22 protein-coding genes are annotated in these 19,169 nt (G+C 71.0%); 10 read left to right on the forward strand and 12 right to left on the reverse strand.

Features of this window, described 5'->3' with window-relative positions; genetic code table 11:
- Positions 1-26: 26 nt before the first annotated feature.
- Positions 27-599 (reverse strand): TetR/AcrR family transcriptional regulator, encoded by a 573-nt coding sequence (locus AB0O28_RS10555; RefSeq protein WP_363638558.1) that lies wholly within the window; start codon positions 597-599, stop codon positions 27-29.
- Positions 600-687: 88 nt separating this feature from the next.
- Between AB0O28_RS10555 and AB0O28_RS10560 the strand changes: the two genes are divergently transcribed.
- Genes AB0O28_RS10560 through mug form a run of 3 tightly spaced genes read left to right on the forward strand, consistent with a single transcriptional unit; the run spans position 688 to position 2,151 of the window.
- Positions 688-1,059: a DUF4267 domain-containing protein gene (locus AB0O28_RS10560; protein WP_363638560.1), complete on the forward strand. Its 372-nt coding sequence runs from the start codon at positions 688-690 to the stop codon at positions 1,057-1,059.
- A 36-nt stretch (positions 1,060-1,095) separates the two neighbouring features.
- The gene (locus AB0O28_RS10565; RefSeq protein WP_363638562.1) at positions 1,096-1,602 is read left to right on the forward strand and encodes a cupin domain-containing protein; all 507 of its coding nucleotides are present in this window, start codon (positions 1,096-1,098) and stop codon (positions 1,600-1,602) included.
- 9 nt (positions 1,603-1,611) lie between these two features.
- Positions 1,612-2,151 carry a G/U mismatch-specific DNA glycosylase gene (mug, locus tag AB0O28_RS10570; RefSeq protein ID WP_363638564.1) on the forward strand — a complete coding sequence of 180 codons (540 nt, stop codon included), beginning with the start codon at positions 1,612-1,614 and terminating at the stop codon, positions 2,149-2,151.
- Positions 2,152-2,255: 104 nt separating this feature from the next.
- Here the strand turns inward: mug and AB0O28_RS10575 are convergent, their stop codons facing one another.
- Entirely contained in the window at positions 2,256-3,176 is a 921-nt protein-coding gene (locus AB0O28_RS10575; RefSeq protein ID WP_363638566.1) for an alpha/beta hydrolase, read from the reverse strand.
- A gap of 109 nt (positions 3,177-3,285) precedes the next feature.
- On the opposite strand from AB0O28_RS10575, the gene AB0O28_RS10580 reads away from it, so the two are divergent.
- Entirely contained in the window at positions 3,286-3,729 is a 444-nt protein-coding gene (locus AB0O28_RS10580; protein ID WP_363638568.1) for a MarR family transcriptional regulator, read from the forward strand.
- Between the two features lie 32 nt (positions 3,730-3,761).
- Here AB0O28_RS10580 and AB0O28_RS10585 read toward each other — a convergent pair whose 3' ends face one another.
- The 8 genes from AB0O28_RS10585 to AB0O28_RS10620 form a co-directional block, all read right to left on the reverse strand.
- Positions 3,762-4,391, reverse strand: a complete 630-nt coding sequence (locus AB0O28_RS10585) for a DUF6879 family protein (RefSeq protein ID WP_363638570.1) — start codon at positions 4,389-4,391, stop codon at positions 3,762-3,764.
- A gap of 107 nt (positions 4,392-4,498) precedes the next feature.
- The gene (locus tag AB0O28_RS10590) at positions 4,499-4,627 is read right to left on the reverse strand and encodes a hypothetical protein (protein ID WP_363638572.1); all 129 of its coding nucleotides are present in this window, start codon (positions 4,625-4,627) and stop codon (positions 4,499-4,501) included.
- An 80-nt stretch (positions 4,628-4,707) separates the two neighbouring features.
- The gene (locus AB0O28_RS10595; RefSeq protein ID WP_363638574.1) at positions 4,708-5,346 is read right to left on the reverse strand and encodes a DUF6879 family protein; all 639 of its coding nucleotides are present in this window, start codon (positions 5,344-5,346) and stop codon (positions 4,708-4,710) included.
- Entirely contained in the window at positions 5,321-6,535 is a 1,215-nt protein-coding gene (locus tag AB0O28_RS10600; RefSeq protein ID WP_363638576.1) for a hypothetical protein, read from the reverse strand. The genes AB0O28_RS10595 and AB0O28_RS10600 overlap by 26 nt, the downstream gene beginning before the upstream one ends.
- Before the next feature lie 317 nt (positions 6,536-6,852).
- Entirely contained in the window at positions 6,853-6,978 is a 126-nt protein-coding gene (locus AB0O28_RS10605; protein WP_363638578.1) for a hypothetical protein, read from the reverse strand.
- Between the two features lie 82 nt (positions 6,979-7,060).
- Positions 7,061-8,170: a ThiF family adenylyltransferase gene (locus tag AB0O28_RS10610; protein ID WP_363638580.1), complete on the reverse strand. Its 1,110-nt coding sequence runs from the start codon at positions 8,168-8,170 to the stop codon at positions 7,061-7,063.
- Between the two features lie 98 nt (positions 8,171-8,268).
- Positions 8,269-8,949 (reverse strand): DUF1707 domain-containing protein, encoded by a 681-nt coding sequence (locus AB0O28_RS10615; protein ID WP_363638581.1) that lies wholly within the window; start codon positions 8,947-8,949, stop codon positions 8,269-8,271.
- Positions 8,950-8,951: 2 nt separating this feature from the next.
- Positions 8,952-9,740, reverse strand: a complete 789-nt coding sequence (locus tag AB0O28_RS10620; protein ID WP_363638583.1) for a PadR family transcriptional regulator — start codon at positions 9,738-9,740, stop codon at positions 8,952-8,954.
- Between the two features lie 400 nt (positions 9,741-10,140).
- On the opposite strand from AB0O28_RS10620, the gene AB0O28_RS10625 reads away from it, so the two are divergent.
- A complete protein-coding gene (locus AB0O28_RS10625) occupies positions 10,141-10,863 on the forward strand; it encodes a metal-dependent hydrolase (RefSeq protein WP_363638585.1) in 723 nt (240 codons plus the stop codon).
- Positions 10,864-11,113: 250 nt separating this feature from the next.
- Entirely contained in the window at positions 11,114-13,888 is a 2,775-nt protein-coding gene (locus tag AB0O28_RS10630; protein ID WP_363638587.1) for an aconitate hydratase, read from the forward strand.
- An 88-nt stretch (positions 13,889-13,976) separates the two neighbouring features.
- Here AB0O28_RS10630 and AB0O28_RS10635 read toward each other — a convergent pair whose 3' ends face one another.
- Both AB0O28_RS10635 and AB0O28_RS10640 read right to left on the reverse strand, forming a co-directional pair.
- A complete protein-coding gene (locus tag AB0O28_RS10635) occupies positions 13,977-14,309 on the reverse strand; it encodes a type II toxin-antitoxin system PemK/MazF family toxin (RefSeq protein ID WP_363638589.1) in 333 nt (110 codons plus the stop codon).
- Positions 14,299-14,625, reverse strand: coding sequence for a ribbon-helix-helix protein, CopG family (locus AB0O28_RS10640; protein WP_363638591.1), 327 nt, complete (start codon positions 14,623-14,625; stop codon positions 14,299-14,301). Before AB0O28_RS10640 ends, AB0O28_RS10635 begins: the two co-directional genes overlap by 11 nt.
- A 176-nt stretch (positions 14,626-14,801) precedes the next feature.
- Between AB0O28_RS10640 and AB0O28_RS10645 the strand changes: the two genes are divergently transcribed.
- The 4 genes from AB0O28_RS10645 to AB0O28_RS10660 all read left to right on the forward strand — a co-directional run bounded on the left by AB0O28_RS10645 (position 14,802) and on the right by AB0O28_RS10660 (position 19,160).
- Positions 14,802-15,527 carry a sulfite exporter TauE/SafE family protein gene (locus AB0O28_RS10645; RefSeq protein WP_363638593.1) on the forward strand — a complete coding sequence of 242 codons (726 nt, stop codon included), beginning with the start codon at positions 14,802-14,804 and terminating at the stop codon, positions 15,525-15,527.
- Between the two features lie 302 nt (positions 15,528-15,829).
- Positions 15,830-16,951 carry a sugar ABC transporter substrate-binding protein gene (locus AB0O28_RS10650; RefSeq protein ID WP_363638595.1) on the forward strand — a complete coding sequence of 374 codons (1,122 nt, stop codon included), beginning with the start codon at positions 15,830-15,832 and terminating at the stop codon, positions 16,949-16,951.
- A 188-nt stretch (positions 16,952-17,139) separates the two neighbouring features.
- Positions 17,140-17,916, forward strand: coding sequence for an ATP-binding cassette domain-containing protein (locus AB0O28_RS10655; RefSeq protein WP_363638597.1), 777 nt, complete (start codon positions 17,140-17,142; stop codon positions 17,914-17,916).
- Positions 17,913-19,160, forward strand: a complete 1,248-nt coding sequence (locus tag AB0O28_RS10660) for an ABC transporter permease (protein ID WP_363638599.1) — start codon at positions 17,913-17,915, stop codon at positions 19,158-19,160. The genes AB0O28_RS10655 and AB0O28_RS10660 overlap by 4 nt, the downstream gene beginning before the upstream one ends.
- The last annotated feature ends 9 nt before the right edge of the window (positions 19,161-19,169 follow it).

Consider the following 19,169-nt stretch of genomic DNA (forward strand, 5'->3'; position numbering starts at 1 on the left):
TCGGAGGCGGGGCTCGGAGGCGGGGCTCAGCCCGTGAAGCGGGCCAGGAGCAGCCCGAGCCTGAGCTCGTGGTGCTCGCGCGGGAGCCGGCCGCCGCGCATGAGGGTCACCAGGCCGTGCAGGGCGGCCCAGAAGGTCTCGGTCAGTGCGCCCAGGTCGTCGCCGCCCGCGTGGGGGCGGACGGCCTCGGCCAGCTCGCCGAAGGCCGCCTGCAGGGCGGGCGGGGCCTCGGGGGTGGCGAACGGCAGCGGGACGGCCAGGCTGAAGATCACGTCGTAGAGGGCCGGGTGCCGGTCGGCGAAGGCCACGTAGGCCGCACCGACGCCGGCGATGGCGCGGCGGGCGTCCGGCGCCGCGGTCCTGGCCGTGCGCAGCTCCCGGGCCAGGTCGGCGCAGCCCTCCACGGCGACGGCCGCCATGATCGCGTCCTTGCCCTTGAAGTGGCTGTAGAGCACCGGCTGGCTGTACTCGACCCGCTCGGCCAGCCGCCGGGTCGTGACCGCCTCCCAGCCCTCGGCCTCGGCCAGTTCGCGGGCGGCCGTGATTATCAGCTTTTCCCGCTCGGCGCGCTCGCGCTCCCTGCGTGACTGGATCGACATGCTTCGAACTCTAGCAGCGCTAGCGTTGATGGCAATGCTCTGCTAGCTTCGTTCTTGTTACTAGCGCTGCTAGATCTCGGAGAGAGACATGCTCACCCCCATCGCGTACGGCCTCGCCATCGTCCTCAACCTGTTCGTCCTGTTCATCGGAGCCCGCTTCCTGCTCGTGCCGCACGCCGCGGCCGCCGGCTACGGCGTCCCGGCGAAGAAGGACGGCGACGCCGCCTACCTGACGATCAAGGGCCTGCGTGACGGGACCTACGGTCTGCTGGGCCTGGCCCTGCTGGTCTTCGCCGGCGCCCGCGCCGAGGCCTGGTACATGCTGATCGTCGCCCTGCTGCCCCTGGGCGACACTCTGATCGTGCTGCGCAACGGCGGCACCCGGGCGGTCGCGTTCGGCATCCACTTCGCGACCGCTGTGATCATTTTGATCAGCGCCGCCCTGCTCTTCGCCGTCTGACCCCGTACCCCGACTACGTGCACCGAAGGACCCGACATGTCGCTGGTCGTCCCCGACTTCGCCGAATCCGTGATCGTCCGCTCCGCCGACGCCGAGGTCATCGGCCAGGCACCCGTCACCATGCGGCTGCTGGCCGACAGCAGCGCCACGGGCGGCGCCCTGTCCGCCCAGCGCATCACCCTCAACGACGGGGCGGACGGCGCCGCCCCCCATCACCACACCGGTTCCGCCGAGCTGTTCTACCTGCTCGACGGCCGCGCCCAGCTGCTCACCGGGGACGAGGTCGTCACCGCGGAACGCGGCGACCTCGTCATCGTCCCGCCGGGCCTCGCCCACGCGTTCGCCGCAGCCCCCGGCCACGACGCCGACATCCTCATTGTCATCACGCCGGGCGTGGAGCGCTTCGAATACTTCCGGCACCTGGAGCGCATCGCCTACGGCAAGCAACCCCCGCAGTCCCTCCTCGAGGTCCAGGAGCTCTACGACAACCACCTGCGCACCAGCGCCGTCTGGACTGCGACCAGGAGCGGGCGGGCCGTCTAGCATCACGGCATGGCCCCCACCAAGGCCGACCTCGAGGCGGCCAGGAACGCGACGATCGAGGACGTGCTCGGCCCCGGGCTCGACGTGCTGTTCTGCGGGATCAACCCCAGTCTCTACTCGGCCGCGACCGGTCACCACTTCGCCCGGCCGGGCAACCGGTTCTGGCCGGCGTTGCATCTGTCCGGCCTCGTGCCGCGCAGGCTCGCGCCGTCCGACCAGCGTCTGCTCCCGTCGTACGGGCTGGGCATCACCAACATCGTGGCCCGGGCGACCGCCCGGGCCGACGAGCTGACCCAGGAGGAGCTCCGCGAGGGCGGCGCGAGGCTCGCGCGGCTGGTGGAGGAGGTCCGCCCCCGCGTCCTGGCGGTCGCCGGGGTGTCGGCCTACCGCGTCGCCTTCGCGCGGCCCGCGGCCCGGATCGGCCCGCAGGAGGAGACGATCGGCGGGGCCGCGCTGTGGGTGCTGCCCAACCCCAGCGGGCTGAACGCCCACTGGAGGCTGGACGCCATCGCGGCCGAGATGGCCCGCCTGCGTCCGCCGCGTCCCTGACCGCGCGACGGCCGCGGCGGCCGGGGACGGCCCGCCCTTCCGCCGCACGCGTGACGGCGGAAGGGCCGCGGCGGCCGGGGAGCCCGCTCCGGGGTCCTCCAGGCTCAGGCGCCGGGATCCGCCTGTGCCTCGTGACCGGCCCGCACCCGGCTCGACAGGAAGCGGGCGGCCTCGTCGAGTGCCTCGTCGGCCTCGTCGAGGTGGCCGAAGTGGTTCTGGAAGACGTGCGGCACCTGCGGCCAGACCCGCAGCGTGACCTCCACCTCGTCCGCGGCCGCGCGTCCGGCGAGCCGGACGGCGTCGTCCAGCAGGAGTTCGTTCGACCCGGCCTGCACCAGGAGCGGGGGCAGGCCCCGCAGATCAGCGAACACGGGGCTCGCCAGCGGATGGGTGGGGTCCTGACCGGCCAGGTAGCGGGTGGCGAAGGCCTGGAGCGCCTCGGGGATGAAGATCGGGTCGGCGTCCTTCTTCGTGCGCATGCTCTGCCCGCCGAGTGTCAGGTCGACCCACGGGGAGAACACGACGGCGCCCGCCGGCTGCGGGAGGCCGGCGTCGCGGGCCGCGATCAGGGTCGCGACGGCCAGTCCGCCACCGGCGGAGTCTCCGGCGAGCACGAGTTCCTCCGGCCGTACTCCCTCGTCGAGCAGCGCCCGGTAGGCGGCGAGGCCGTCGTCCACCGCCGCGGGGAAGAGATGCTCGGGGGCCAGCCGGTAGTCCACGGACGTCGCCCGCAGCCGGGCGCGGTGCGCCAGCTGGGCGGTGACTCCCGTGTGCGTGCCGGGCGATCCCAGGACGTAGCCGCCGCCGTGGAGGTAGAGCAACCGCCCACGGCCGGTGACGGTGGCGGGGCTCAGGTCGAGCGCGGGACGGCCGGCGAGCACGGTCTCGCGTACCGCGACGTCGTCGGGCAGGGGCCGGGAGAGGGCTCCGGCGAATCCGGCGCGCTGCTCCGCCAGCGTCGGGTTCGGGTGGACGGGGGCGTTGCGGTGCAGGGCGTCGACGGCCTCGCGCTGCAGGCGGGTCATCCGGACCTCCAGGTGTCGGGGTGAAAGAATGCATTCCGTGGAATGCACATGTGGTCCCCAACCCGGTTCCGCGGAAGATGATTCCCAGGAATCAACCTCGGCGACGAATGTGACGGACATCACTCGGCTGTTCACCGATCTCGTCCGCGTCGAGACCCGGCTGTACAACACGGTGAGCGACCGGCTGCGTGCCGAGCACGGGATCGGCCTGGGTCAGTTCGAGTTCCTGCAGATCATCGACGGCCGCCCCGGGTGCCGGGTGCTCGACATCGTGCGCGAGGTGGGGATCACCGTCGGAGCCGTGAGCAAGGCCGTCGACCGGCTCGAGAGCGCGGGCCTGTGCGTGCGCGCGGCGCATCCCGAGGACCGGCGGTCCTCCGTCCTCAGCCTCACGCCGGAGGGGTCCCGGCTCCTGGCCGCGGCCCGCCCGGCCCTCGAGGACGAGCTGGCCGCCCGCGTGGCCGTCGTCCCGGCCGCCGATCTCGCCCGGACCGCCGCGACGCTCGCCACCCTGCGCGCGGCGCTGGAGGAGCACCGTCGGGACGGGACCTGAGCCCCGTCCCGACGGCCGGGCGCGGGCGTGATTCAGGAGTGGCCGGGGCGGGAGAGGATCCGCCCGGCGGCCGGCGGCGGCAGATGCGCCACCTCGCGGTCGTGGAAGGCCACCATGTCCTCGGCGCGGGCGTACAGCCCGGCGACGGCACGGGCGCAGCCTTCGGCGATCCGGGTGTCGGTGATCCGCCGCGCGCCCACATGGGCGCCGATCTCGTCGTAGAGGACCTCGTACATCAGCTCGTGGCTGAGGATCAGCAGCTCGGGCAGCGGCGCGCGGCTCTCCAGGTGCCGTACGGACCGGGCGTGCAGTGCCCGCGCCCGCTCACCCGCCCGGGTGCGCGCCGCGAGCAGGACGATCTCCCACTGCAGGTACGGCGTCGGCGGCATCTCGACGATCCGCAGCCGGCGCAGTTCCGCCCGGGGCGGCAGATCGTCGGCGAAGCGCATCTCCTCCATCAGCGCGAGCGACCGGTCCCAGTCTCCGCTCATCATCGCGGTCCAGCTCGGGGTGCCCGGCTCGTGGAAGTGCTGGGCGCGTTCCAGCTTCCACACCACGCCCTCGGTCCGGCGCAGGTGGTCGTAGAACTCGGTCCGGTACTCCGCCGCGGCAAGCACCTCTCCCGCGGCCTGTCTGACGTGCTCGAACGCTTCTCCGGGCATGGAGCCTCCTTCGGCCGAAGCCGAATCGCTGGTCGGAGCGCGCCCGGCTCCGGCCCGGAATCGGAGACGCGGCGCGCGTGGGGTCTTCCGCGGACGTCTGGGGGGCGTCAGTTCCCCGTCGAGTTGCTGCACACGGCCGTCTCCGCGGCCTCCAGCAACCTGATCCTGATCTGCCTCGTCCCCGCCGTTGCTTCGCTCTCCTGCACCACCTCGGGTTCTGGCTCGGCCGGCTTCATCTCACCCTCCGTTCGTCGGCGTGGCCGCAAACACTCCCCCGAGGGCGACATGTCGATCGTTGGCCGCTGCCGATCCCGGGTCAAGGCCCAATTCGGGCCGGCTTCTCCGACAGGCCGGCCGGGGGCGGCAGCGGGGCCACCTCACGGTCGAAGAACGGCAGCAGGTCCTCGCCCTCGCCGTACAGGGAGACCAGGGCGGACAGGCAGGGTGAGACGACGCCGGGATCGGTGATCCGGCGGGCGCCGAACGCGGCCCCGATCTCGTCGTAGCGGACCTCGTACAGCAGGCCCGGGCCGAAGACGACCAGTTCGGGCAGCGCCGCCCGGGTCTCCAGCGGCGCGACCGCCGACGCCGCGAGCACCCTGATCTCCTCGCCCGCCGCGACCCGTACGGCGAAGATCTGCGCCTCCCACTGCAGATACGGGGTCAGGGGCAGCTCGACGACGCGCAGCCGCCTGAACGGGGCCCGCTCGCGGTACATCGCGGTCAGCGGGGCCCGCATCTCCTCGACGAGCTCGACGGCCCGCGCCCAGTCGCCCGCGTCGGCGGCCCGCCAGCTCGGCACGGCCGGCTCGTGGAAGTGCTGGGCGCGCTCCAGCTTCCACACCACCTCCGTCGCGTCGCGGTAGACCTCCTCGAACTCGGCTTGATAGGCGTCCAACCCCAGGAACTCGCCGTCGGCGGCCCTGACGTCATCGAACACATGACTCGGGATCACGGTTTCTCCTCAGCGAACCGGCGGCACGGCGCGCCTTCGGGCCGTGCCTGCGCCACCACGTTGTGGCCCAAAGGACGTGGAAGCCGGTGACGACCAGCACCGTGACCACGCCGTCCGCCGCGGCGACCCATCCGGGCGGGTCGAGCAGCGCACGCACGGCACCGGCGAGCAGGCCCAGGGCCGCGGGAAGCGTCACCGTGACGGCGAGCCAGAGGCACAACGCGGTCCCGGCGACGAGCATCGCCGTGTACGCCCGAACCCAGCGGCTCTCGGCCCGCGGCAGCCGGGCGAGCGGATCGGCCGACCGGCGCAGCAGGGCCCGGCGGCACACGTGCGCCGCGTACGCGGCGGAGTCGCCGTACAGGTTCCGGCAGCCCGTCACGTCCTGCAGCACGAAGTAGAGATCGGTGCGCATGAACACCAGGAACTGGGCCGACAGCATGATCAGCGCCGTCATCGCGACGACGGACAGGGCCGGACGCGGCCCGGCCGGCACCATGAGCAGGAGGCAGACCGCGCACACGGCGGCGTCCAGCGCCATGCCGGAGAGGTAGACCGTCAGCCGGACCCGGCGCTCAGCCAGCCAGACGCCCGACACCTCGGTCTGCGCCGTGAGGAACTGCAGACGGGTGCCGAACCTGACGCGCCCCGGCACGCCGGCGGCGCGAGCCGTGCACAGATGGGCCAGCTCGTGCAGGAGGATCAGCAGCCATCCGGCCGCCGTCTGCGCGAGCAGGACCAGCGTCCCGTGGTCGCTCCAGAGCAGGTCCCGCCAGCCGGGGACGACGCCCGGCCGCAGCAGTGCCACCGCCACCCCGGCCAGGATCACGGCCGCCAGGGCGGCGTGCAGCGACGGGTTGAGCGTCCACCGCACGTGGCGGGGCAGCAGCCGGGGAAGAGTGGGCGGCGGGGGAGGGGCCGCGGGGACGGGGCGTCCGTCCACCGCCGCCACCAATCCCGCACGGACCAGGCCGTCGACGAATCCGCCGACGTCCACCCGGGTCCCGGTCTCCGCGCCGAGGCGCCGCTCCACCTCGGGGACCGTCGCCCCCTCCTGGAACAGGCGGATGACCCGCATGCCCTGCGTGGGCACGGCGATGACGTCGCCGGTCTCCACCCGCCCGACGATCCACTCCTCGCGGTCCCGGCGTACGCCGAGATCGTGCAGGGTGACCCGGGTCGGTGTCATGACGAACGGCCCGCGTGGCCCACCGGGGCGGGCGCCCGGCCCGCCCCGGTTCCGGTGCCCGGTGAACGGAGCACTGCCGAGCGTGATCCGGACGGCGCCTCATCGCGCTTCACACAGGAGAAAATCCTCGCAGGCGCGGGTTTTCCACCGGGGCTCCGGAAGGTGCCCCACCCGCGGGAATTCCTCGCGAACTCGGAGTTTCCGCAGGGCCCGATTTCGTCGCCCACAGCTCGGCCGTGGCCTCCTCCGCCTTGCGATGCGTCCACCTGGATCCCCGCTCCTGACGGGCAGCGTTTGTCAGGCACCACCGGCCGGTCTCAGGTCGAGTTGCCCTGGCTGAAGGCCGTCGTCTCGATCTTGTCCAGTCTGCGGATCGCGATCTCGGCCGCGACGGGCTCGGCCGATTCGTCCGGCTGTGCCTGGTTCTGCTCTTGAGGGGTCATCGAACACCTTCCGCCATGGATTATCGGTGCGGACCTCGCGCGAGAGAAAACATCTAAATGTTCGGATGTCAGACATAATCGGTCAAGCCCCATTTTGCGACTCGGTTGGTTGTCGCTGACCCCCGCAGACCGGGCAGTCGGGGCGAGGCGGATGCCGGACCCAGATGTGCTGGTCCGGTGCGATGAGGTTCAGTCCGACGGCCGTGCCGGTGGCGGGCTCGGGCACTCCGGTGACCAGCGAGATCACCGAGTGCGCGACCAGCTGGCCCGAGACGCCGGCCGAGGCGGCGACCACGCCCGGTCCTCCGAGGTCCACCGGAAGGCCTGGCCTGCGGCGGCGTGCCTCGCCCGCGGCCAGGCACTCGTAGCAGGCGCCACGCCCGGGGGCGAAGGTGCCCACGGTCACGAGGGGGCCGTTGTAGCCGCCGCCGACCCACGGCACGCCGGCCCGCGCGCAGATCCGGTTGGCCCAGATCCGGATGCCGGGCTCCCTCGGCTCGTCGGCGCACAGCGCGAGGACGTCGGCGCCCGCCACGAGGGACAGCAGGTCGGCCTCGCTGCCGATCCTCCGCCGCTCGCCGGTGACCTCGATGTCGGAGTTCAGCCGGCGCAGCCTGCCGACGGCCGCGTCCACCTTGGCGCGGCCGAGATCGTCCTCCGTGTAGAGGACCTGCCGGTTCAGGTTCGACAGCTCCACCACGTCGGCGTCCACGCAGTGCAGGCGGCCGACGCCGGAGGCGGCGAGGGCCCACGCGGCGTGGCTCCCCGTGCCGCCGAGGCCCAGCACCACGACCCGGGCGGCCCGAAGGCGCAGCTGCGCGTCCCATCCTCGCCGTCCCGGCTCGAGGTCGACCTGATGGAAGAACGCCTGGCTCCTGTCGTACCGCTCGCGCTCCCGTTCGTCGAGCTCCCCGGGAACGGGAGCCGAGGCGTCCTCAACATGTCCCGACGCGATGAGGGCGGCGACGATCCGGGACGCCTGGAGCGCGGAAACGCCGGGCAGCCGCCGGCAGACGGCCTCGGCGACGTCGTCGGGAGACCGGGTGCCGTCCATCAGGGTGAGCGCGGCCCACGCGCCGCCCGTCGGATCGCTGATCTCGGTGGCCAGCCCGTAGATCTCGCCGCCGATGCGCACCGTTCCGTCATCGAAGCGGTACGGCTCGTGCTTCCGCTTGACCCGTGGCAACAGCACGTGTCCCGCTTCCTCCTCGGCAGACGGTTGACGCGGTCCTACCGAGAAGTCATCACGTGGAACTCCGTCGCGCAAGACCCGGATGCCGGTGCCGGACCTCAGTGCCGGGTGGGGTGCGGGTGATGACGCCGGTGGTGGGCCAGACCGAGCACCGCCTTCACCAGCAGGGCGATGATCAGGAACTTGAGCACCAGGAACGGCGGCCACATCGGCCCGGCCGCCAGGACGACGATCGCGGCCACCGGGATGAGGAACATCGCCGGATGCGGGCGATGGCCGCGCCGCCGCGGGACCATGCCGTGTCCCCAGCTCGCGTGTGCCCAGGGTGGGCCGCCGGCCCGGTGGGGACCGTACGGGCCGGGCCGCGCGCCCGCGGGGGCGCCCGGGAAACCGGGCACGCCGGCGGGCGGGAAGCCCGGACGCCCCGGGCCCCAGGGGCGTGGGGCACCGGCCCGGTGGCCGCCGTCCGAGACGCCGTCCGGTGCGCCGGGCAGGTCGGCGGTCACCCGCCGCAGGTCCTCGGCCGTGCGCGCCGAGAGGGTGGCGTCGAGGCGCTCGTCGAGCTCCTCGTGGGTGATGCGGCCCTGCGCGAACGCGTCGTGCAGCAGCCGCGTCACCTCGTCGCGCTCCCTGTCCCCGATGCGCAGGGCACCGATACGCGCCCCGTCGTACGCCGGACCGCTCGGCGGAGCGTGGCCCGCGGGCCCGCCGCCCGGCGCGTCGCCGCCGCGGGAGGTGGGTGCGCCGCCCTCGGCGGCCGGCCGGTCAGGGGAGACCATCGTCACTCCTCCACCGGGTCGCCGTCGGCGAGGATCTGGTACAGCCGCCGCCTGGTCTCGGTCAGGACCTGCTTGGCCTGCCTGACCTGCCCCTCGGAGCCCGAATGGGCGATCTGGAACAGTGCGGACGCCGCCTGCCTGGACAGATCGAAGAGTTCGTGGACGTCGTCTCCGACGTCCGGCGTCATCTCCTCCCAGGGCGCCCGGACCTCGTCCCCGTGCTCCGTGACGTAGGCGCGCCCGGCCTCGGTGAGCTGGAACGTCTTGCGCCCGTCGGTCTCCTCCGCGCGCACCAGGCCCTCGTCGGTGAGCTGCTGCAGCGCCGGGTAGACCGCGCCGGGGCTGGGCTTCCAGCCGCCCTGGCTGCGCTCGGCGATCTCCTGGATGATCTGGTAGCCGTTGCGCGGCTCCTCGGCGAGCAGGGCGAGGATCGCCGCCCGTACGTCACCGCGCTTGGCCTTCCTCTGCCGTCCGAAGCCCCGGGGGCCGAACGGGAAGCCGCCGCCCGCCCACGGCGGCCCGAAGGGACCGCCGCCGGGCCCGAAACCGCCCCATGGGCCGCGCCCCCGCATGCCGCCCCGGTGCCGGTGCTCGTGAGGGCCGCCGCCCTCGTGATGCTCCTGGTGCCACATGGCCGCCCCCTTCATGAGCGTCTCGCGCATCGCGCGCCGCATCTGGCGGCGCATCTCGTGCCTGAACTCGTGCCCGCACTCGTGGTCGGATCCGGGGCCGAATCCGTGCCCGAACCCGGGGCGGGCCCAGGGCCCGCCGAGCGTGTGTGCCGAACCCATCGCAGTCCCCCTTCTGATTCACGATCTGTTCTCGATGCTTCAACGATATATCGCGACCGTTCTTGCGACAACGCCCGAGTAAGAGTGATGTAGCTCACGCGGAAGTTTTTCGAGGACAGGGAACAGGCCCCGAGACCGTAGCGTTATCTCACACGAAGACGGGATCGTTCTGCTCTGAGAGGGCTGGGGGGTGCTCTTGGAGCTAGACGATCCCGTCTTTGTCGTTCCGGGGCCCTCGTCGTCGCGGCCCTCGTGAGCGGGGCCCTCGTCGTTCCGGCGGCCGTGTGCCGCGTGCGAGACGCCGGCGGCGAGTGGCGGCGCGCGACACGTGCCCGTACGGGTGGGCGCTACGCGGAATTTGTCGGTGCTTTGCCGTACAGTCTCCAAGCGTGATCTTGTCATGATGGGGCACTCGCACGCCCTCAGCGGGGCGGCGGTGTGGCTGGCGGTCGCGCCGGCCCTGGTGGCGCTGCCGGACGTGTTGGGGCATCCGGAGCTGGCGACGATGACCGGGCCGATCCTGACCCCGCCCGAGCTCGTCGCGGGCGCCGTCGTGTGCGCGGGCGCGGCCATGCTGCCCGATCTCGACCATCCCAGTGCCACGATCGCGCAGACGTTCGGACCGGTGACCTGGCTGCTCAGCAAGGGCGTGAACTTCGTGAGCGGCGGGCACCGGCACGCCACCCACTCGCTGCTGTTCAGCGTCCTGATGGGAGTGGGCGCCCACCTGCTCGGCGAGCGCTACGCCATCGGCCGCGACATCCTGGTCGTGCTGATGATCGGCCTGGCGATCCGCGCCGTGGGCATCGGCGTGCCCGGCAAGACGCTCACCTCCGCCATCGTGAACGTGGGACTCACGGCGGGGCTGTTCCTGACCTTCATGACGCTCGGGGTCACCTACTCCTGGCTGGGGCTGGCCATCGGGGTCGGCTGCCTGGTGCATGTCATCGGCGACTGCCTGACCGAGCGCGGCTGCCCCGTCTTATGGCCGATCCAGGGACGTTGGCTCCTGCCGTGGAAGATCGGCATCAAGACCGGCAGGGCGTTCGAGAAGCAGTTCCTCGGCCCGGCCCTGTCGATCGTGGTGATCGCGCTGTTCTGCCTGCGGCTGATGCCCGCCTGAGCGGTGACGCGTGCCACGCGTGCCCGCCTGAACCATCGCGGAAGCCGGAAACCCGGCCGTTCGCCGGCACCATGATGCCGGCCTACCCATGAGTAACTTGATGTCGAGATATCTTGAGGGATATCTTGACGTCGAGACATCCGTCGACCCGCACAGGTTAGGGCAACCTAATTGTCAGGAGTGTCCCGGACGTGCGGGAGGATGCACACGAAACCTGAGACAAGCCCGGAACCCTGGGGAGGCGAACTTCGTGTCCGCGAACAGCTTCGGCAGCCGTGACACGCTGCGCGTCGGCGACGCGTCATACGAGATCTACCGGCTGGACGCCGTCGAGGGGTCGGCGCGCCTCCCGTACAGCCTCAAGATCCTGCTGGAAAACCTGCTCCGCACCGAGGACGGCGCGAACATCACCGCCGACCACATCCGCGCCATCGCGGGCTGGGACCCGAACGCCCAGCCGAGCGTGGAGATCCAGTTCACCCCCGCCCGTGTGATCATGCAGGACTTCACCGGCGTGCCCTGCGTCGTCGACCTCGCCACCATGCGCGAGGCCGTACGCGACCTGGGCGGCGACCCGGCGAAGATCAACCCGCTCGCGCCGGCCGAGATGGTCATCGACCACTCGGTCATCGTCGACTTCTTCGGCCACCCCGACTCCTTCCAGCGCAACGTCGAGCGGGAGTACGAGCGCAACCGCGAGCGCTACCAGTTCCTGCGCTGGGGCCAGACGGCGTTCGACGAGTTCAAGGTCGTCCCGCCCGGCACCGGCATCGTCCACCAGGTCAACATCGAGCACCTGGCCCGCGTGGTCATGACCCGCGACGGCAAGGCCTACCCGGACACCTGCGTGGGCACCGACTCCCACACCACGATGGAGAACGGCATCGGCGTCCTCGGCTGGGGCGTCGGCGGCATCGAGGCCGAGGCCGCGATGCTCGGCCAGCCGATCTCGATGCTGATCCCGCGGGTGGTCGGCTTCAAGCTGACCGGCAAGCTGCCGGCCGGCGCCACCGCGACCGACCTCGTGCTCACGATCACCGAGATGCTGCGCAAGCACGGCGTGGTCGGCAAGTTCGTGGAGTTCTACGGCGAGGGCGTCTCCAGCGTGCCGCTGGCCAACCGCGCCACGATCGGCAACATGAGCCCCGAGTTCGGCTCCACCTGCGCCATCTTCCCGATCGACGGCCAGACGATCGACTACCTCAAGCTCACCGGCCGCTCGCCGGAGCAGGTCGCGCTGGTCGAGGCCTACGCCAGGGAGCAGGGCCTGTGGCTCGACCCCTCGGCCCCCGAGCCCGTCTTCTCGGAGTACATCGAGCTCGACCTGTCGACCGTCGTCCCGTCGATCGCCGGGCCCAAGCGCCCGCAGGACCGCATCCCGCTGGCCGACGCCAAGTCGGCCTGGCGCGCGGCGGTCCGCACCTACGTCACCGACGAGTGCATCGAGGGCCCGGCCGACGAGGCGTCCGCCGAGTCCTTCCCGGCCTCGGACTCTCCGGCGATCTCCCACAGCGGGGCGGGCGACGTGCCGCACGCCGTGCGGCGCAACGGTGAGCGGCCGCACCGGCCCACGCCCGTGACGCTGTCGGACGGCACGTCGTTCGAGATCGACCACGGTGTCGTCACGATCGCCGCGATCACGTCCTGCACGAACACCTCCAACCCGTACGTCATGCTCGGCGCGGCCCTGCTGGCGAAGAACGCGGTGGACAAGGGGCTGTCGCGCAAGCCGTGGGTGAAGACCTCGCTCGCCCCGGGCAGCCAGGTCGTCACCGGCTACTTCGAGCGGTCCGGCCTCCAGCCGTACCTCGACAAGCTGGGCTTCAACCTCGTCGGCTACGGCTGCACCACCTGCATCGGCAACTCCGGCCCGCTGGAGCCGGAGATCTCCGCCGCGGTCCAGGACAGCGACCTCGCGGTCACCGCCGTGCTGTCGGGCAACCGCAACTTCGAGGGCCGCATCAACCCCGACGTCAAGATGAACTACCTGGCCTCGCCGCCGCTCGTGGTGGCGTACGCGCTGGCCGGGACGATGGACATCGACCTGAACAACGAGCCGCTCGGCGTCGGCGACGACGGTCAGCCGGTCTTCCTCAAGGACATCTGGCCCGCGCCCGAGGAGGTCGCGGCGGTGGTGTCGGAGTCGATCAGCCAGGACATGTTCCAGCGCGACTACGCGGACGTCTTCAAGGGTGACGAGCACTGGCAGTCGCTGCCGATCCCGACCGGCGACACGTTCGAGTGGGACTCCGAGTCGACGTACGTCCGCAAGGCGCCGTACTTCGATGGCATGCCCGCCAAGCCCGAGCCGGTGACGGACATCAGCGGCGCCCGGGTCCTGGCCAAGCTGGGCGACTCGGTCACGACCGACCACATCTCGCCCGCGGGCGCGATCAAGGCCGACACTCCGGCGGGCCGCTACCTGCGCGAGCACGGCGTCGAGGTCAGGGACTTCAACTCCTACGGCTCCCGCCGCGGCAACCACGAGGTGATGATCCGCGGCACGTTCGCCAACATCCGGCTGCGCAACCTGCTGCTCGACGGCGTGGAGGGCGGCTACACCCGCGACTTCACCAAGGCCGGGGAGCAGGCGTTCATCTACGACGCGTCGCAGAACTACCAGGCCGCCGGCATCCCGCTGGTCGTCCTGGCCGGCAAGGAGTACGGCTCCGGGTCCTCGCGTGACTGGGCGGCCAAGGGCACCGCGCTGCTCGGTGTGCGCGCCGTCATCGCCGAGTCGTACGAGCGCATCCACCGGTCGAACCTGATCGGCATGGGCGTGCTGCCGCTGCAGTTCCCCGAGGGTGAGAGCGCCGACTCGCTGGGCCTGACCGGCGAGGAGACCTTCGACATCGTCGGCGTCGAGGAGCTGAACACCGGCTCGACCCCCGCCACCGTCACCGTGCGGGCCGGAGACGTCGAGTTCCAGGCCGTGGTGCGGATCGACACGCCCGGCGAGGCGGACTACTACCGCCACGGCGGCATCATGCAGTACGTCCTGCGCTCCCTGCTGGCCAAGAGCTGAGAGGGCTCGCCGAGAGCTGAGGCGAGTTCTCAACGCACCTGACGCCGCCCTGGACGGGATCTCAGATCTCGTCCAGGGCGCCGCCCTTCTACAGCATGTCGGCGACCCAGTCGGCGATCTCCGACAGTACGCCGGGCGGAACGACCCCGATCCTTGTGCCGAATCGTTCGGGTGAGAGCGCGCGCAGCTGTTCGACCATCGCCCAGCTCGTCTTCGGCAGTCCCGTTTCGTCGGGCGCGACCTCGATGTGCGTGTCCCAGCCGCGGAATCGCGTCGTCAACGGGACGGCGAGCACGGGGTCCCGTACGAACCGGTTGCAGATGTCGTTGCTGACGACGACGGCAGGCCGGCCGTACCCTTGCTCACGGCCGATCGGGTCGCCGAGGTCGGTCCACCAGATGTCGCCTTGCCTAACCCTCATTCCTCTCCTCGGGTGCGTTGGGGAGATCCTCGGGCGGACCGAAAAGGCCTTCCCACTCGGGGGCGATGCGGTGTGACGGAGGGCCGAGCCACAGGTCGCGCTCCGCGACGTACTCCGCCCAGCCTTCCGGGTCCTCGCTTCGTGTCCGCTCCATCTGCGCGGCGACACGCTGCCAGCGGAGCTTCTTCCTGTGCTCTCTCACGGCGTCCTCGACCAGTGCGGTCATGCTCGTGCCTTCCTGCTCGGAGAGTTGCGCTATCAGGTCTCTGATCTCGACGCTGACCCGGATCGTCGTGTGGCGTTGCTCGCTCCCCATACCGCGAGGCTACGATCCTGTCTACAAAAGGCGCTATGGCCATGTCGCCACGTGGAAGTCTACGAAGGCTCTGATTACTCTCGCAATACTTTTCGATTACTGACGGTGATTGTCCGAGTTCTCGGGACCGGATAACCGGTTGCCGTGGCGGTGGGGAGCACCGCTAGGGTCCGCGCATGGATCACGACCTGGTGCTGCTGCTCATCGGGGGAGTGGCCGTCTTCATCGGGGCGATCGTGCAGGGCGGCGTGGGGTTCGGCCTGGGCCTGGTGGCCGCACCCTTGATCACGCTGCTCGACCCGACGGTGATGCCCGGCGCGGTCCAGGTCGTCAACATGACGATGCCGCTGCTCACCCTGGCCGGAGAGCGGCGCAGGGCCGAGTGGCGGGGGGCCGGGTTCGCCCTGCTGGGCCGGTTGCCGGGCAGTGCGATCGGCGCCCTCGTGGTCGTCTATGTGAGCACGGCGGCCCTCGGCGTGCTGGTCGGAGTGATGGTGCTGGTCGCGGTCGTGCTGACGGCCCGCGCCGTGTCGGTGCCGCGCAACGGCGCGACGCTGACCGCCGCCGGGTTCCTCTCGGGGATCACGGGCACGGCCACCGGGATCGGCGGCCCGCCGATCGCCCTGGTCTACCAGAGCGCCCGCGGCCCGCAGATCCGGGCGACGCTGGCGATGTTCTTCTGCGTGAGCGCCGCCCAGTCGCTCGTCATCCTCGCCGTCCTCGGTAGGCTCCCCGGGCGCGCCCTGGCGGCGGGAGCGGCCCTGGTGCCCTTCGTCCTGCTCGGCTTCGCGGCATCGGGACCGCTGCGCCGCTATCTCGACGGCGGAAGGGTCCGTACGGCGGTCCTGACGGTGGCCGCCGTCTCCGCCTGCGCACTGCTCGGGCAGAGCCTCGCCCACTGACCGCCGGGGGCGCGGCGGGCTGCCCGAGCCGGGGGAGGATCGCCGCCCGAAGTTGATCGTGCGTTTCTTCATTGTTACCGCGGACAACAAACGTTACCGTCCTGTGTCTTTCACCACCTGCGCTTTGGGCTTACGTTGTCTCAAACAACATTCCCTGGAGCGGTGAACGCCGTGACCCGGCCCCTGCCGTACCGGGTGGCCAGAGTGTCTTGACCGACAGCATTCGCCCAGACGGCGGGAAGAGGCACTGGCTCGGCCGCACCCCCTCATAGACCCCCAGCCAAAGAAAGGACCCACGCATCATGCGCAAGGGGATCCTCAGCATCGGCGCCGCCGCCGCGGCGCTCACCCTCGGTCTCACCGCCTGCGGGGGCGAGAGCGGTGACACCTCGGCGGAGACCAGCAGCGCCCCCTCGGCCGCCGCCGGCGACGCCAAGCCCGGCAAGATCGGTGTCATCCTGCCGGACAGCAAGTCCTCCGCCCGGTGGGAGACCGCCGACCGCAAGTACCTCGAGGAGGCGTTCAAGACGGCGGGTGTCCAGTACGACATCCAGAACGCCCAGGGCGACAAGACCGCGTTCCAGACGATCGCGGACCAGATGATCACCAACGGCGCCACCGTCCTGATGATCGTCAACCTCGACAGCGGCACCGGCAAGGCCGTTCTGGACAAGGCCAAGTCGCAGGGCGTCGCGACGATCGACTACGACCGTCTCACCCTCGGCGGCAGCGCCTCCTACTACGTGTCGTTCGACAACACGGCGGTCGGCAAGCTGCAGGGCGAGGGCCTGGTCAAGTGCCTGACCGACAAGAAGGCCGACAAGCCGATCGTCGCCGAGCTGAACGGCTCGCCGACCGACAACAACGCGACGCTGTTCAAGCAGGGCTATGACGGCGTGCTGCAGCCGAAGTACGACTCCGGCGACTACAAGAAGGGCCCGGACCAGTCGGTTCCGGACTGGGACAACACCCAGGCCGGCACGATCTTCGAGCAGATGCTGACCCAGGAGCCGAAGATCGCCGGTGTCCTCGCCGCCAACGACGGCCTCGGCAACGCCGCGATCTCGGTGCTGAAGAAGCAGAAGCTGAACGGCAAGGTCCCGGTCACCGGCCAGGACGCCACCGTGCAGGGCCTGCAGAACATCCTCGCCGGCGACCAGTGCATGACGGTCTACAAGGCCATCAAGAAGGAGGCCGACGCCGCCGCGCAGCTCGCCGTCTCGCTGGCCAAGGGCGAGCAGCCGCAGGCGAGCGGCACGGTCAAGGACACCGAGGGCAACCGTGACGTCCCCTCCGTGCTGCTGGAGCCCCAGGCCATCTTCTTCGACAACGTCAAGGACGTCGTGGCCGACGGCTTCGTGACCAAGGACGAGCTGTGCACCGGCGACTTCGCCGACAAGTGCACCGAGGCCGGCATCAGCTAAGCACATCCATCCACCGGGTGCGTACGGCGACGCGGACCCCCTGAGCGGGTGACGTGCTGAGCCGCGACGAGCACCGTGCGGGGCGCCTGAGCCGAGACGGCACAGGGCGCCCCGCACCGCCCGGAGCGACGAGAGGCGGCCCGAGAACGGCGCCGTACCGGCCCCATCGATCTACGGAGTAGCCCATCGTGTCCCAGGGACCGATCCTGGAACTGCGCGGCATCAACAAGAGCTTCGGCCCCGTGCAGGTCCTTCACGACGTCGCCTTCTCGGTCTATCCGGGTGAGGTGACAGCACTCGTCGGCGACAACGGCGCCGGCAAGTCGACGCTGGTCAAATGCATCGGCGGCATCCACCCGATCGACTCGGGCGAGTACTTCTTCGATGGCGAGCGGGTTCACGTGAGCGGGCCCAGGGACGCGGCGGCGCTGGGCGTCGAGATCGTTTACCAGGATCTCGCCCTCTGCGACAACCTCGACATCGTGCAGAACATGTTCCTGGGCCGGGAGCGCAAGAGCGGGCTCGTCCTCGACGAGGACACGATGGAGGAGATGGCGGCCAAGACCCTGGCCGGCCTGTCGGTCCGCACCGTCAAGTCGCTGCGCCAGCACGTCTCCAGCCTGTCCGGCGGTCAGCGCCAGACCGTGGCGATCGCCAAGGCCGTGCTGTGGAACAGCAAGGTCGTCATCCTCGACGAGCCGACCGCCGCCCTCGGCGTCGCGCAGACCGCGCAGGTGCTGGAGCTGGTGCGCCGCCTGGCCGACAAGGGCCTCGCGGTGGTGCTCATCTCTCACAACATGAACGACGTCTTCGCCGTGTCCGACCGGATCGCGGCGCTCTACCTGGGCCGGATGGCGGCCGAGGTCAAGGCGTCCGAAGTGACCCACGCGCAGATCGTGGAACTCATCACCTCCGGGCGCAGCGGGGAGCTCGGGCTCAAGAACGGCAACGGAGCGGCATCATGACAACCGAAACGCTCCCCAAGCAGGAGAGCGCCGAGTCCGCGCTCGGCGGGCACGTCAAGGGCTACATCGAGCGGGTCAAGGGCGGTGAGCTGGGGGCGCTTCCCGCGGTCTTCGGCCTCGTCATCCTCTGCGTGGTCTTCTCCGTCCTGCGCCCGGCCTTCCTGTCGGCGGTCAACTTCGCCAACCTGTTCACCCAGGGCGCGGCGGTCGCCGTCATCGCCATGGGCCTGATCTTCGTGCTGCTCCTCGGCGAGATCGACCTGTCCGCCGGTTTCGCGAGCGGCGTCTGCGCGGCGGTGCTCGCCGTACTGCTGACCCTGCAGGGCTGGCCCTGGTATCTCGCGGTCCTGGCCGCGATGGTCACCGGCGCGGTCATCGGCCTGGTGCTCGGGTCGCTGGTGGCCAAGCTCGGCATCCCGTCCTTCGTGGTCACGCTGGCGGCGTTCCTGGCCTTCCAGGGCGTCGTGCTGCTGCTGGTGAAGGACGGCACCAACATCTCGATCCGCGACGAGACGATCCTCGCGATCGCGAACAAGAACGTCCCGCCGGTCGTCGGCTGGGTGGCGCTGGTCGCGGGCGTCTTGGCGTACGCCGCCCTCCAGTTCGTGCAGGCGCGCCGCCGCGCGGCCCGAGGCCTGGTCGCCACTCCGGTCGCGGTCATCGCCGCCCGGGTCGCGACGCTCGCCGTGGTCGCCGGGGTCGCGGTGTACGTGCTCAACCTGGAGCGCAGCCGCAACGCGGCGCTCGTGTCGCTCAAGGGCGTGCCGATCGTCGTCCCGCTGATCGTGATCCTGCTGATCGTGTGGACCTTCGTGCTGCGGCGCACGGCGTACGGCCGGCACATCTACGCGGTCGGCGGCAACGCCGAGGCGGCCCGCAGGGCCGGCATCAACGTGGACCGCATCCGCATCTCCGCCTTCGTCATCTGCTCCTTCATGGCCTCGCTCGGCGGCATCATCGCGGCGTCGCGGGCCAACTCGGTCGACCCCAACACCGGCGGCAGCAACGTGCTGCTGTTCGCGGTGGGCGCGGCCGTCATCGGCGGCACCAGCCTCTTCGGCGGCAAGGGCCGGGCGCTCGACGCGCTGCTCGGCGGCGCGGTGGTCGCGGTCATCGAGAACGGCATGGGCCTGATGGGCTACAGCGCCGGCGTCAAGTTCGTCGTGACCGGTTCGGTGCTCCTGCTCGCCGCGGGCGTGGACGCGCTGTCGAGGAAGCGTGCGGCGGCGACCGGCAGAAGATGACGTGATCGG

Origin of the sequence: Microbispora sp. NPDC088329 (assembly GCF_040685655.1) — a bacterium.
Lineage (GTDB): Bacteria > Actinomycetota > Actinomycetes > Streptosporangiales > Streptosporangiaceae > Microbispora.